This is a genomic window from Nocardioides sp. Root122 (assembly GCF_001425025.1).
Classification (GTDB): Bacteria; Actinomycetota; Actinomycetes; order Propionibacteriales; family Nocardioidaceae; genus Nocardioides.
In genome coordinates, this window is the sequence record NZ_LMDE01000011.1 from 472,979 (window position 1) to 485,972 (window position 12,994).

Here is a 12,994-nt window from a genome sequence, read left to right on the forward strand (position 1 = left end):
CGCGCATGTTATCGGCCGGTTGGGTCGGCTCCGTCGCGTGCTCCGTAGCGGCTCACCGCGGTGGCCTTGGCCGACAGCCAGACCTCCCGGCCGGGCACCAGTCCCAGCTCCGTCGCGGCCGCGGGCGTCACGTCGGCGAGGAGGTCGGGGGAGGCGTGCACCAGGAGGCGTACGGCGTCGCCGTGGGGTGCGAGCGTGCCGATCCGCCCGTGCCAGTGCAGGCGGCTGGACCCCTCCGGCTCGGCCAGCGAGACCACCACCGCGTCGGGGGTGAACGCCATCAGCTCCTCGCCGTCGGCCACGAGGTTGAGCCCGACGAGGCGGGCGACGTGCGAGGTGCGCGGCTCCGCGGCCACCTCGGCCGGCGGGCCGACCTGGGCCACGCGGCCCTCGTCGAGGACCAGCACCCGGTCGGCGAGGGTGAGGGCGTCGATGGCGTCGTGCGTGACGAGCAGCGCGATGCCAGGGAAGTCGCGCAGGTGCCGGCCGAGCTCGATGCGCAGAGCCATCTGGACCGACACGTCGAGGCCGGTGAACGGCTCGTCGAGCAGCAGCACGTCGGGGTCGGTGGCCAGCGCCCGGGCGATCGCGACGCGCTGGGCCTGGCCGCCGGAGAGCTCGCGCGGCCTGCGGGCCGCGAGGTCGGCGATACCGAAGCGCTCGAGCCAGTCGCGGGCGACCGCATCGGCGGTGGCCCGCTTCTCGCCGCGGGCGCGCAGCCCGAAGGCGACGTTGTCGAGCGCGCTCAGGTGCGGGAAGAGCAGCTGGCCCTGGAACACCAGTCCGACCCGGCGCTCGCGGACCGGGAGGCGCAGCACGTCGGTGCCGCCCAGGAGGGCGTGCCCGTCGACGTCGACGAGCCCGGCGAGCGCGTGGAGCAGGGTGCTCTTGCCGGCGCCGTTGGGTCCGATGACCGCCAGCACCTCACCGGGCTCGGCGGTGAACGCGGCGTCCACGCGGCCGGCGACGCGGAGGTCGGCCTCCAGCCGGCCCGTCACGGCGTCCCCAGCCAGTGGTCGCGCAGCGCGACCAGCACGCCGATCGACACCACGAGCATCACCAGGCTCAGCGACAGGGCGGCGTCCTGGTCGGCCTGCCGGGTGACGTAGATCAGCGTCGGCATCGTCTGGGTGCGCCCGGGGTAGTTGCCGTTGAAGGTGATCGTGGCGCCGAACTCGCCCAGCGAACGGGCCCAGCCCAGCACCGTCCCGGCGACGACGCCGGGCAGAGCCAGGGGCACGGTGACCCGGCGGAAGGTCGTCCAGCGGGTGGCGCCGAGCGTCGCGGCAGCGTCGTCGTACCTCGGGTCCGCCGAGCGCAGGGCGCCCTCGATCGCGATCACGACGAACGGCATCGACACGAACACGTGGGCCAGCACCACGCCGTACGTCGTGAAGGGGAAGGCGAAGCCGGTCCACTCGAGCAGCGGTGCACCGACCACGCCGGTGCGACCGAAGGCGCTGCGCAGCGCCACGCCCGCCACGACCGGCGGCAGCACCAGCGGCACGGTGACGAGGGCGCGCAGCGCCCCGCGGCCGCGGAAGTCGACGCGCGCGAGCAGCCACGCCAGCGGGAGCCCGAGGACCAGGCAGAACGCGATCGCGATCGTCGAGGTGACCAGCGAGAGACGCAGGGCGTCGAGGGCGGCGGATGAGGTGAGGTGGTCGGGCAGCTGCCGCCAGCTGGTGCTGGCGACCATCGCCACCAGCGGCACGAGCAGCAGCAGGGCCGCGAGCGCCGCCGGCACCATCAGCAGCGCGGGCGGGCGGCCCAGGCGGTCCCTCACGGGGCACCGAAGCCGGCGTCGGCGAGGATCCGTCGGCCCTCCTCCGACGTCACCCACGCGACCCAGTCGGCGGCGAGGTCGGCGTCCTCGGACTGTTCCAGCGTCGCGACGTAGTAGGACGTCAGGTCGTCCCCCGCGCCGGGGATCTCGATCGCCTCGACGTCGTCGCCCACGGCGACCGCGTCCGTGGCGTAGACCAGGCCGGCGTCGGCCTCACCGGAGACCACCTTGTCGAGGGTCGAGCGGACGTCCTCCTCGAGGCTGGCCGGCTCCGCGGTGATCTGGTTGGCGTCGAGCACGGCGAGCGCGACCTTGCCGCACGGGACCTCGTCGGCGCAGCGCACCCACGTGGCGTCGGCGAGGTCGTCGAGGGTCTCGATGCCGGCCGGGTTGCCCTTCGGCACCACGATCGTCAGCACGTTGGTCGCGAACGTCTCCACGTCGACGGTGACGCCGGCGTCCTCGGCGAGGCCCATCGACGTCGAGTCGGCGGTGGCGAGCACGTCGCCGGGGGCGCCGTCGGCGACCTGCTCGGCGAGGTCGGTGCTGGAGCCGAAGGAGAAGGTGACCGTCGCGTCGTGCTCCTCCTCGAACGGCGTGGCCAGCTGGTCGAAGACGTCGGTGAGCGAGGCGGCGGCGAGCACGGTCAGCTCGGCCCGCCCGTCGGCGGTGGCCCCGTCGTCGCCGTTGCCGCACGCCGCCAGTGGCAGCGCGAGGGCCAGCGCGAGGGCCGGCACGGCACGCCTCACTGGGGGACCTCCACGACGACGTTGGTGGACTTCACGCTGGCGATGGCGCGCACGCCCGGCTCGAGGCCGAGCTCGTCCGCGGCGTCGCTGCTCATCAGGGACACGACCCGGTAGGGGCCGCAGATCATCTCCACCTGGGCCATCACGTGGTCGCGCTTGACCCGGGTGACGATCCCGCTCATCCGGTTGCGGGCGCTGACCGAGCTGGCACGGGTGCGATCGCGCTCGCCGGTCTCGGCGGACTCGGCCAGGTGCTCGGCGAGCGCCGCGAGGTCCGGCCCCGACACCGTGGCGCGGCCGTCGGCGGTGTGGGACGGCAGCCGGCCCGCCTCCACCCAGCGGCGTACGGTGTCGTCGCTGACCGCGAGGATCTCGGCCGCTTCCGCGATTCGGTACGTGATCACGCTGCGAGTATGCCGCACCTGCGGGCACGTGCACCCGTTTCGACCGCGACTGCGGCGGGTGGTCCCCGCCCGAGGGCTCCCTGGGTGCGGCTGGGAGGATGAGGCACGTGAGTGAGCAGCCCAGCCGATACACCCGCTCGTTCGGCGGCATGACCGGCGCGCTGGTCGTGACGGTGCTCTTCGTGCTGGCGTTCGTGGCCTGGCGCGGGTTGTTCCGCGGCGATGACGACGACGCCGTGCAGGTCGTCGACTGGCAGGAGAGCGTCGGGCTCGCCGAGGGGGCGGGCCTGTCGGTCGTCCATCCGCGCGAGCTGCCCGCCGGCTGGACCGCCACCAGCGTGGACCTGGCCGCGACCGGGGACCCGCGCTGGGGACTCGGCGTGCTGACCGACGACGGTGACTTCATCGGCATCCGCCAGCAGGACGCCTCCGTCGACGAGCTCGTCGAGCGGTACGTCGACGAGAAGGCGGACGCCGGCGACGACGCCAGGGTCACCTCGGAGATCACCGACACGTGGCAGACGTGGTCCGACGACGGCGGGGACCACGGCTTCTCGACCGAGCTCGGCGACGAGGCGCTCCTGGTCTACGGCTCCGCGCCGGTGTCGGACCTCGAGGCCTACCTCGGCCTGCTGACGCGCTGATTTCGACGCGCTCGTGCGACTTCGTGCCTCAGTCGCGTCGCTTGCTCAATCTGGCCACCCGACGCCACGGACTCGTTCCTCGTCCGTGACGGGGCGTCTCAGCTGTCGGCCCCGGCGTCGCCGATGGCCTCGTCGAGGCGCTTGCGGGCGCCGTCGAGCCACTCCTGGCAGACCTTGGCCAGCGCCTCACCGCGCTCCCAGAGCGCCAGCGACTCCTCGAGGGTGGTGCCGCCTGTCTCGAGGGTGCGGACCACCTCGATGAGCTCCTCGCGGGCCTCCTCGTAGGTGAGCTGCTGCGGGGTGGCGTCACTCATCGGGGTCCTCCATCAGGGTGGCTGCGTCGATCTGGTCGGCGTCGATGCGATCGGTGGTGGCGTGGACCCGGCCGTCGGCCACGCGCACCGAGACCGCGGCGCCGACGTGCGCCTGGCCGACCGACGTGACCACGTGGCCGTCGGCGTCCTGGAGCACGGCGTAGCCCCGCCGGAGCGTGGCCAGCGGCGAGAGCGCCTGGGCCCGCGCGCGCTGGTGGCCGATGTCGTCGGCGGCGCGGTCCAGGCGGTGCGACAGGGTGCGGCGGGCGCGGGCCAGCAGCTCGTCGAGCTCGTCGGAGCGGGCCGCGAGCAGGTTGCGCGGGTCGGCCATCGCCGGCCGTGACCGGACCTGCGCCAGCCACTCCTGCTCCCGCGCGATGCGCTGCACGACGACCTGGCGGAGCCGGTCGCGCGCCCATGCCACGCCGTTGGCCTCCTCGGCCATGTCGGGCACGACCAGCTTGGCCGCGTCGGTGGGGGTCGAGGCACGCACGTCGGCGACGAGGTCGAGGAGCGGCTGGTCGGGCTCGTGGCCGATGGCCGACACCACCGGCGTACGCATTCCGTGGACGGCGCGGACCAGGGCCTCGTCGGAGAAGGGGAGCAGGTCCTCGATCGAGCCGCCGCCGCGGGCGACGACGACCACGTCGACGTCGGCGTTGCGCTCGAGCCGGTCGAGCGCCTCGATCACCTCGGCCGCGGACCGCGGCCCCTGCATGGCGGCGTAGACGACCTCGAACTCGACCGCGGGCCAGCGACGACGGGAGTTCTCCAGGACGTCGCGCTCGGCGGCGCTGTTGGGGGCGGTGACCAGGCCCACGCGGCCGGGCAGGAAGGGCAGGTCGCGCTTGAGCTCCGGCGCGAACAGCCCCTCGGCCGCGAGCAGCTGACGACGCCGCTCGAGACGCGCGAGCAGCTCGCCGAGGCCGACCATCCGGATCTCACGGGCGGCCAGGGAGAACGAGCCGCGGTTGGCGTAGAAGCTCGGGCGGGCGTGCACGACCACGCTCGCGCCCTCCACGAGGGGCGGGTTCATCGAGTCGAACAGCGAGCGGGCGCAGGTGAGCGTCACCGAGATGTCCGCCACCGTGTCGCGCAAGGTCATGAAGACGGTGTTGACCCCGGGGCGACGGTTGACCTGGGCGATCTGGCCCTCGACCCACACGCTGCCGAGCTTGTCGATCCACTGCGTGACGGCGTTGGCGACGGCGCGGACCGGGGCCGGGGAGTCGACCGTGGCGTCGCGGAGGGAGGGCACGCGGCGAGGATAGGGGAGGGGGAGGACACGCCCCAGAGGCGTGTCCCTCAACCCCGGCCTGCTGCGCCCCGCCCTGCGGGCGCCTCGCTGCGTTGTCGTCGGTCGTCGATGCTGGCGCATCGCCTCCCTCCTCCGCCTTGCGATGCACTCCGCAGGACGACGCTCGCGACGGCCGGGCTTTGAGGGACACGCCCTAGACTTGCGCCCATGAGCACCGACCTCGGCCTCCCCACGGTCCTCGACCCCGAGACCGCCAGGACCGTCCTGCTGGCGGCACCGCGCGGCTACTGCGCCGGCGTGGACCGGGCCGTGATCACAGTGGAGAAGGCACTCGACCTCTACGGCGCGCCGGTCTACGTGCGCAAGCAGATCGTGCACAACAAGCACGTGGTGGCCAACCTCGAGTCGCGCGGCGCGATCTTCGTCGAGGAGCTCGACGAGGTGCCGGAGGGCCAGACCGTGGTCTTCTCCGCCCACGGCGTGTCGCCGGCCGTGCACGCCGAGGCAGCGGCGCGCGGGCTGAAGACGATCGACGCCACCTGCCCCCTGGTGACCAAGGTCCACCACGAGGCCAAGCGCTTCGCAGGCGACGACTACGACATCCTGCTGATCGGCCACGAGGGCCACGAGGAGGTCGAGGGGACCGCCGGCGAGGCGCCCGACCACATCCAGCTCGTGCAGAGCCCCGCCGACGTCGCGGGCATCGTCGTACGCGACCCGGCGAAGGTCGCGTGGCTCTCGCAGACCACGCTCAGCGTCGACGAGACCCTCGAGACCGTCGCCGCGATCCGCGAGAAGTTCCCGCTGCTGCTCGACCCGCCCAGCGACGACATCTGCTACGCCACCCAGAACCGCCAGCTCGCGATCAAGGAGATCTCTGCCGGCGCCGACCTGGTCATCGTGGTGGGCTCGCGCAACTCCTCGAACTCCGTCCGCCTGGTCGAGGTGGCGCTCGAGTCCGGCGCCAAGGCGTCCTACCTCGTCGACGACCACACCGAGATCGACGAGGCCTGGCTCGAGGGCGTCGAGACCGTCTCGGTCACCTCGGGGGCCTCGGTGCCCGAGGACCTGGTCGAGGGCGTGCTGGCGTTCCTCTCCGAGCGGGGCTACCCCGACGCGCGGGCGGTGCACTCGGCCGAGGAGTCGCTGATCTTCGCCCTGCCGCCCGAGCTGCGCCGCGACCTGCGCGCCGCACAGAAGGCCTGAACCGTGGCCCGCTACCTCGACATCCACCCGGACAACCCGCAGCCGCGGCTGGTCACCCAGGTGGTCCAGGCGCTGCGCGACGACGCGCTGATCGCCTACCCCACCGACTCCGGCTACGCCCTCGGCGCCCAGCTGGGCAACCGCGAGGGCCGCGACCGGATCCTCCGGATCCGCGAGCTCGACGACCGTCACCACTTCACGTTGATGTGCAAGGACTTCGCCCAGCTCGGTCAGTTCGTCCACGTCGACAACGCGGCCTTCCGCGCGATCAAGGCGGCCACGCCGGGTCCCTACACCTTCATCCTGCCGGCGACGGGTGAGGTGCCGAAGCGGCTGATGCACCCCAAGAAGCGCACCGTCGGCGTCCGCATCCCCGACCACCGGCTCGTGTGCGCCCTGCTCGAGGAGCTCGGCGAGCCGATCCTCACCAGCACCCTGATCCTCCCCGGCGAGACCGAGGCCCGCACGATGGGCTGGGAGATCAAGGAGGACCTCGACCACGTCGTCGACATCGTGATCGAGTCGGGCGAGGTGACCGCCGAGCCCACGTCGGTCATCGACTGGTCCGACGCCGAGCCTGTCGTCGTACGCCACGGGGCCGGCGACGTCTCGCGCTTCGAGGCCTGACCGGTCAGCCGGTGGGCTGGCTCAGCTCGCGGCTCAGCTCGTCGGCGATGTGGCCGTTGCTCTCACGGTGCAGGCGCCACGCGAGCCAGCCCAGGCACAGGGCGTAGCCGACACCCAGCGCGACACCGTGCGTGGCGACACCGGACACGATCGCCTGCAGCAGGCTGTCGCCCCGGTCGGCGACCGCGTCGCGCGCCACGAGGGCGACGAACCAGAAGACGGCGGTCATCAGGAACGGTGGCAGCAGCGCCACGAGGAAGAAGTCCTGGCGTCGCACCAGCGTCGCCAGACCCAGGCACAGCGCCATGAAGCACAAGTCGAAGAAGAGCGTCAGGCGCCCCGCGAGGAGCACGTCGATGCTGACCGCGGTCAGCGCGACGGCGACTCCGAGCGACACCACCTGGTGGCCCGGCTCGCGCCCGGCCTGCCAGAACACGTCGGCCTGGTCCACGGCCACAACCTAGGACCGATGTCAGGCGCCCTCGGCGCGGCGCGCCGGGGGAGCGGTCGGGGGCTGGTCGAGCAGGTCGTCGAGCGTGGGCTCGCCGGTGGCGCTGCGCACGTCGCCGATGTCGGGGAGGTCCAGGGCGGCGAGCTCCGGCGCGGCGGGGGTGCGCGGCCGGGACTCGACCTGGCGCGGCTCCTCGAGGGGCTCGGAGGTGACGCCGAGGTCGACGAAGCGCCGGGCGGACACCAGCACCCGGCCCTCGAGCGAGCCCATCGCCTGGTTGTAGGCGACGACGCTGGCGTTGAGCGAGCGGCCGACGCGGTCGAGGTGCCCGGCCATCGAGCCGAGGCGCGCGTGCAGCTCCTGCCCGAGCCGCTGCACCTGCTGCGCCTGCGCGTTCAGGACCTCGTGCTGCCAGCCCTGGGCGACCGTGCGCAGCAGGGCGATCAGGGTCGACGGCGTGGCGAGGACGACGTTCTTCGCCGCAGCCTGTTCCACGAGGTCGGGCACGGCCTGGAGCGCGGCCTGCAGGATCGCCTCACCGGGCAGGAACAGCACCACGAACTCGGGCGTGCGGGCCTGTGCCTCCCAGTAGCGGCGCGACCCGAGGTCGGTGACGTGCTTGCGCACGTGCTCGCCGAGGCGGGCCAGCGCGCGGTCGTGCTCGTCGGGGTCGTCGCTGCCGGTGAGGTCGAGGAACGCCGCGAGCGGAGCCTTCGCGTCGACGGCGATGGTGCGGCCGCCCGCCAGGGACACGACCAGGTCGGGGCGCAGCCGGCCGTCGTCGTAGGTCACCTGCTCGGCGAAGTCGCAGTGGTCGACCAGGCCGGCCAGCTCGACCGTGCGGCGCAGGTGCAGCTCGCCCCACTGGCCGCGCACCTGCGGCTTGCGCAACGCGGAGGCGAGCGTCGTCGTCTCCCGCCGCAGCGTGTCGGTGGACTGACGCATCTCGGCCACCTGCTGGTTGAGCTGCGCCTGCCACGCCACCCGGTCGTGGGCGAGGTCGCTCAGCTGGTCTTGCAGGCGGTCGAGGCCGTCCTGCACGACGGCGTGGTCGGCGACGCGCTGCTCGAGCGCGGCCGCGGCTGCGTCGTCGGTCGGCCGGCTGCGTGACCACAGCACACCGATGACGGCGCCGAGGCCGAGGCCGACGGCGAGGACCAGCGCCAGGGTGAGGAGCAGGGGGAAGGTGTCCATGACACCAGCATGAACGCGGGGTCCGACAGCCGGGCCGACCCTGCACGCCGTCCCGCGGGGGTAGTCCAGTGGCCAGAGGTCGTCCCCGGGCGGGTTCGGCAGCCACATCTCACTGGACTACCCCAGCGTGAGAGCCGGAAGTCGCTGGACTACCGCGCCGCGTCGGCCGTCCCCCGGAACGTACGCCGGTAGGCCGAGGGCGAGACGCCGAGGCTGGCCCGCAGGTGCTGGCGCAGCGAGGCGGCGGTGCCCATCCCGGCGCGGGCGGCGACCTGGTCGACGGAGAGGTCGGTGGCCTCGAGCAGGTGCTGCGCGTGCCGGATGCGTTGCTGGGTGACCCAGGCGCCGGGGGACTGCCCGGTCTCCTCGCGGAAGCGCCGGGTGAAGGTCCGCACGCTCATCGAGGCCTGCCGGGCGAGGGTCGCCACGTCGAGCTGGTGGTGCAGGTGGGCCTGCGCCCAGGCGCGTACGTCGCCGGTCGCCTCGTCGCTGCGGCGCGGGACGTGGCGCTCGATGAACTGCGCCTGCCCGCCGTCGCGCCACGGTGGCACGACCATGTGGCGGGCGACGGCGTTGGCCACCGCCGTGCCGTGGTCGGCCCGGACGAGGTGCAGGCAGAGGTCGATCCCCGCGCTCAGCCCCGCCGAGGTGAGCACCCGGCCGTCGTCGGTGAAGAGCACGTCCTCGTCGAGCGCGACGGAGGGGTGGAGTCGACGGAGGTCGTCGGCGTACTTCCAGTGCGTGGTGGCGCGGTGGCCGTCGAGGATCCCGGCGGCGGCGAGCACGAAGGCGCCCGTGCAGATCGAGACCCACCGGGCGTCGGCGGGCACCGTGGCGAGGGCGGCACGCAGGTCGTCGGGGAGCGAGCCGTCGTGTCGGGGGCCGGCGATCTGGGTGCCGGGGACGATGACCGTCTGGGCGGTCGCGAGCGCGCTGATGTCCGCCGACGGCGCGATCGCGTAGCCCTTGCTGGTCGCCACGGGGGCGCCGTCGAGCGTGACGACCTGCACGTCGTAGAGCGCGCGGCCCTCGTCGTCGACGGCCTCGCCGAGGACCTGCGGCGGGATCGTCAGGTCGTAGCCGATGACGGGCGGGATGCCGAGGACCACGACGCGGTGCGGCACGGGCGCGGGAGTGGGCATGGCCGGATTCTTGCACATGTTGGCATTCGGGCCACTCGTCCTCGGGTCGCGCCGTCCGCGACGCTGGTGCGGTGACGATGACGACCCCGCCTCGTGAGCCTGCCCTCGACAGCGCGCAGGGCGTGCACTGGGCATGGGTCGTCGCTGCCGTCACGTTCGTGACGCTCGTCGGCGCGGCGGCCTTCCGGTCGGTGCCCGGCGTCCTCATCGAGCCGCTGCACGACGAGTTCGGCTGGTCGCACGGCCTGATCGGCTCGGCCGTCTCGCTCAACCTCATGCTCTTCGGCCTGATCTCGCCCTTCGCTGCGGCGCTGATGGACCGGTTCGGCGTACGGCCGGTGGTGACCTTCGCGCTCGTCATGGTCTCGGTCGGCAGTGGGCTCACCGTCTTCATGACGCAGGCGTGGCAGCTGGTGCTGTGCTGGGGGCTGCTGGTGGGCATCGGCACCGGCTCGATGTCGATGGCCTTCGTCGCGACCATCACCAGCCGCTGGTTCGTCGCCCGCCGCGGCCTGGTCAGCGGCATCCTCACCGCCGGCAACGCGACCGGCCAGCTGATCTTCCTGCCGGTGGTGGCGTGGTTCGCCACGCACCACGGCTGGCGTACGGCGGCACTGCTGGCGTCCGTGGCCGCCCTCGCCGTCGTGCCGCTGGTCCTGCTCTTCCTCCGCAACCACCCGGCCGACCTGGGGCTGCGCGCGCTCGGCGCGACCGACGCCGACCCCGGCCCGCCACCGCACCAGCACGTCGGGTCGAGCGCCGGCCGGGCGATCTCGGTGCTGGTCGACGCCGCCCGGAGCCGGACGTTCTGGCTGCTCGCGGGCGGCTTCGCGATCTGCGGGATGACCACCAACGGCCTGGTCGCGACCCACTTCGTGCCCGCCGCGCACGACCACCAGATGCCCGCCACCACCGCGGCCTCGCTGCTCGCCGTGGTCGGGATCTTCGACGTCGTCGGCACCATCGCGTCGGGCTGGCTCACCGACCGCTGGGACCCGCGCTACCTCCTGGTCGGCTACTACGCCCTGCGCGGCGTCGGGCTGATGACCCTGCCCGCGCTGATGGCGCCGCACGTCGCGCCCAGCATGTGGGTCTTCATCATCGTCTACGGACTCGACTGGGTCGCCACGGTGCCGCCCACCGTGGCGCTGTGCCGCGACCGGTTCGGCGCGGCCACCGGCCCGATCGTCTTCGGCTGGGTCTTCGCCAGCCACCAGGTCGGTGCCGCCCTCGCCGCCACGGGCGCCGGGCTCGTCCGCGACCTCACCGGCGGCTACGACCCGGCCTTCTACGCCGCGGCCGGGCTCTGCGCGGTCGCCGCCCTGATGTCGTACGCCATCCGCAGCGCGCCCGCTCCCCAGCCGGTCGCGGTCAGCTGAGGTCGACGACCACCGGGGCGTGGTCGGACGGCGAGCCGGTGCCCTGCGCGGGGTCACGCTCGTCGCGGTCGATGAAGGCGCCGGTCACCCGCGATGCCAGCGCCGGGGAGGCGAGGACGAAGTCGATCTTGAGCCCGCGGTCGCGCTCGAAGCGCTGGCGGTAGTAGTCCCAGTAGGTGTAGCCCGGTGCGTGGGCACGGGTGACCTCGGCGTAGCCGTCGTCGAGGAAGCCCTGGAACGCGGCACGCTCCGGCGGCGTGACGTGGGTGGACTTCGCGAACTGCTTGACGTCGAAGACGTCGTCGTCGGTGGGGCAGATGTTCCAGTCGCCGACCAGTGCGGTCTCCCCGTCGAGCCACCCGGCGGCGCTGGCGCGCAGGCGGGCCAGCCAGTCGAGCTTGTAGACGTAGTGCGGGTCGTCGGGCTTGCGCCCGTTGGGGACGTAGAGCGACCAGATCCGCACCCCGCCGCAGGTCGCGGCGATGGCACGCGACTCCGCGGCCGCCGGCTCGCCGAAGTGCGGCATGTCGGCGAAGCCCACCTCGACGTCCTCGAGCCCGACCCGCGACAGCAGGGCCACGCCGTTCCACTGGTTGGTGCCGGCCACGGCGACGTCGTAACCCAGCGCCTCCAGGCCCATCAGGGGCAGCTGGTCCTCGCGTGCCTTGGTCTCCTGGAGGGCCAGGACGTCGATCTCGTGGCGCTGCACGAAGGCCTCGACGCGGTCGATGCGGGAGCGGAGGGAGTTGACGTTCCACGTGGCGATGCGCACCCGCCCAGCCTAGGTGGGAGTCGCGCAACCCCCGAAAGGAGCCTTGCCAGCCCGGCGGAGCGGGGGGAAGGTACGGGGCACGCACCACTCGGGGTGCGCTGCGTGATCCGCAGGACCCCCGGGACAGGTGTGCCCCCACCACACATCTCGGAGGTTCCATCGCATGAAGCGCATCCGCCTCGGGGCGATCGCACTCGGGTCCGTCGCCGCCCTCGGCCTCGGTCTCGCCGCACCCTCGATCGCTGCTCCGGAGTCCGGCACCACCGTGCCGACCTACCAGGAGTTCAAGGCATCGACCCTGCAGGACATCGACAAGCAGTACATCGTCAACGGTGACGAGCCGGCCGGCACCAACGCCGACCTGCGCGACTTCTACGACCGGATGGTGGGCGCCGACGCCCCGATCAACGGGCTGATCGTCAACACCGTCGGCGGCGTGGACGACAAGTGGTCCGCCACCCAGGCGCTGAACCTGACCTACTGCGTCAGCAACAAGTTCGGGACCTCCAAGACCAACGTCGTCAACGCGATGAACCAGGGCGTCGCGCTCTGGGAGGGCGCGACCTCGAAGGTGAACTTCACCTACGTCCCCGCGCAGGACGCCAGCTGCACGACGCGCAACAACGCGGTGCTGTTCTCCGTCGAGCCGACCAACACCACGCAGTACATCGCCCGCGCGTTCTTCCCGAGCACCGCCAAGCGCAGCCGCAACGTGCTGGTCAACGCCACCTCGCTGATGAGCTCGGGCTCGTGGACGCCGGGCAACATCCTCGGTCACGAGCTCGGTCACACGCTGGGCTTCCGGCACGAGCACACGCGCCCGGAGGCCGGCACGTGCTTCGAGGACAACAACTGGCGCCCGCTGACGCCGTACGACAAGGCGTCGATCATGCACTACCCCCAGTGCAACGGATCGTCGAGCGACCTCTCGATGACCGACACCGACCGCGCCGGAGTGCGGGCGCTGTACGGCTCCTGATCCACCCCAGGTCCTCCGGTCCGGCCCCGTAGTGTCGGCCCCAGGTGGCGATCGCCCCTTCTGTCCCGAGCGGAGGGGGCGATCGTCAT

15 protein-coding genes are annotated in these 12,994 nt (G+C 72.8%); 5 read left to right on the forward strand and 10 right to left on the reverse strand.

Annotated elements, in window-relative coordinates; translation table 11 throughout:
- Positions 1–8: 8 nt before the first annotated feature.
- Genes ASC64_RS15105 through ASC64_RS22155 form a run of 4 tightly spaced genes read right to left on the reverse strand, consistent with a single transcriptional unit; the run spans position 9 to position 2,939 of the window.
- Positions 9–998: a sulfate/molybdate ABC transporter ATP-binding protein gene (locus tag ASC64_RS15105; RefSeq protein ID WP_156385222.1), complete on the reverse strand. Its 990-nt coding sequence runs from the start codon at positions 996–998 to the stop codon at positions 9–11.
- Positions 995–1,786, reverse strand: coding sequence for a molybdate ABC transporter permease subunit (gene modB, locus ASC64_RS15110; RefSeq protein WP_235563767.1), 792 nt, complete (start codon positions 1,784–1,786; stop codon positions 995–997). Before modB ends, ASC64_RS15105 begins: the two co-directional genes overlap by 4 nt.
- Positions 1,783–2,535, reverse strand: coding sequence for a molybdate ABC transporter substrate-binding protein (modA, locus tag ASC64_RS22150; protein WP_056908333.1), 753 nt, complete (start codon positions 2,533–2,535; stop codon positions 1,783–1,785). Before modA ends, modB begins: the two co-directional genes overlap by 4 nt.
- The gene (locus ASC64_RS22155; protein WP_056908334.1) at positions 2,532–2,939 is read right to left on the reverse strand and encodes a TOBE domain-containing protein; all 408 of its coding nucleotides are present in this window, start codon (positions 2,937–2,939) and stop codon (positions 2,532–2,534) included. The genes modA and ASC64_RS22155 overlap by 4 nt, the downstream gene beginning before the upstream one ends.
- Before the next feature lie 107 nt (positions 2,940–3,046).
- Between ASC64_RS22155 and ASC64_RS15125 the strand changes: the two genes are divergently transcribed.
- Positions 3,047–3,583 (forward strand): DUF4245 family protein, encoded by a 537-nt coding sequence (locus tag ASC64_RS15125; RefSeq protein ID WP_056908335.1) that lies wholly within the window; start codon positions 3,047–3,049, stop codon positions 3,581–3,583.
- A 98-nt stretch (positions 3,584–3,681) separates the two neighbouring features.
- Here the strand turns inward: ASC64_RS15125 and ASC64_RS15130 are convergent, their stop codons facing one another.
- Both ASC64_RS15130 and xseA read right to left on the reverse strand, forming a co-directional pair.
- Entirely contained in the window at positions 3,682–3,897 is a 216-nt protein-coding gene (locus ASC64_RS15130) for an exodeoxyribonuclease VII small subunit (RefSeq protein ID WP_056908336.1), read from the reverse strand.
- Complete coding sequence (xseA, locus tag ASC64_RS15135; protein ID WP_056908337.1) at positions 3,890–5,155, reverse strand: exodeoxyribonuclease VII large subunit; 1,266 nt, start codon at positions 5,153–5,155, stop codon at positions 3,890–3,892. Before xseA ends, ASC64_RS15130 begins: the two co-directional genes overlap by 8 nt.
- Before the next feature lie 207 nt (positions 5,156–5,362).
- Between xseA and ASC64_RS15140 the strand changes: the two genes are divergently transcribed.
- Positions 5,363–6,361 carry a 4-hydroxy-3-methylbut-2-enyl diphosphate reductase gene (locus tag ASC64_RS15140; RefSeq protein WP_056908338.1) on the forward strand — a complete coding sequence of 333 codons (999 nt, stop codon included), beginning with the start codon at positions 5,363–5,365 and terminating at the stop codon, positions 6,359–6,361.
- Between the two features lie 3 nt (positions 6,362–6,364).
- Positions 6,365–6,988 (forward strand): L-threonylcarbamoyladenylate synthase, encoded by a 624-nt coding sequence (locus tag ASC64_RS15145; RefSeq protein WP_056908339.1) that lies wholly within the window; start codon positions 6,365–6,367, stop codon positions 6,986–6,988.
- A gap of 4 nt (positions 6,989–6,992) precedes the next feature.
- Here the strand turns inward: ASC64_RS15145 and ASC64_RS15150 are convergent, their stop codons facing one another.
- From ASC64_RS15150 to ASC64_RS15160, 3 genes are all read right to left on the reverse strand, one after another.
- Positions 6,993–7,439 (reverse strand): DUF6542 domain-containing protein, encoded by a 447-nt coding sequence (locus tag ASC64_RS15150; protein ID WP_056908340.1) that lies wholly within the window; start codon positions 7,437–7,439, stop codon positions 6,993–6,995.
- A 21-nt stretch (positions 7,440–7,460) separates the two neighbouring features.
- Complete coding sequence (locus tag ASC64_RS15155; protein ID WP_082550506.1) at positions 7,461–8,633, reverse strand: DNA recombination protein RmuC; 1,173 nt, start codon at positions 8,631–8,633, stop codon at positions 7,461–7,463.
- A 149-nt stretch (positions 8,634–8,782) separates the two neighbouring features.
- Positions 8,783–9,775, reverse strand: coding sequence for a GlxA family transcriptional regulator (locus ASC64_RS15160; RefSeq protein ID WP_056908341.1), 993 nt, complete (start codon positions 9,773–9,775; stop codon positions 8,783–8,785).
- Positions 9,776–9,852: 77 nt separating this feature from the next.
- Here ASC64_RS15160 and ASC64_RS15165 point away from each other — a divergent pair, with 77 nt between their 5' ends.
- The gene (locus ASC64_RS15165; RefSeq protein WP_056908449.1) at positions 9,853–11,154 is read left to right on the forward strand and encodes an MFS transporter; all 1,302 of its coding nucleotides are present in this window, start codon (positions 9,853–9,855) and stop codon (positions 11,152–11,154) included.
- Here ASC64_RS15165 and ASC64_RS15170 read toward each other — a convergent pair.
- Positions 11,147–11,926: an exodeoxyribonuclease III gene (locus ASC64_RS15170; RefSeq protein WP_056908342.1), complete on the reverse strand. Its 780-nt coding sequence runs from the start codon at positions 11,924–11,926 to the stop codon at positions 11,147–11,149. The two genes, ASC64_RS15165 and ASC64_RS15170, sit on opposite strands and share 8 nt — an antisense overlap.
- A gap of 163 nt (positions 11,927–12,089) precedes the next feature.
- On the opposite strand from ASC64_RS15170, the gene ASC64_RS15175 reads away from it, so the two are divergent.
- Positions 12,090–12,905, forward strand: a complete 816-nt coding sequence (locus ASC64_RS15175) for a M57 family metalloprotease (RefSeq protein ID WP_056908343.1) — start codon at positions 12,090–12,092, stop codon at positions 12,903–12,905.
- Positions 12,906–12,994: the final 89 nt, after the last annotated feature.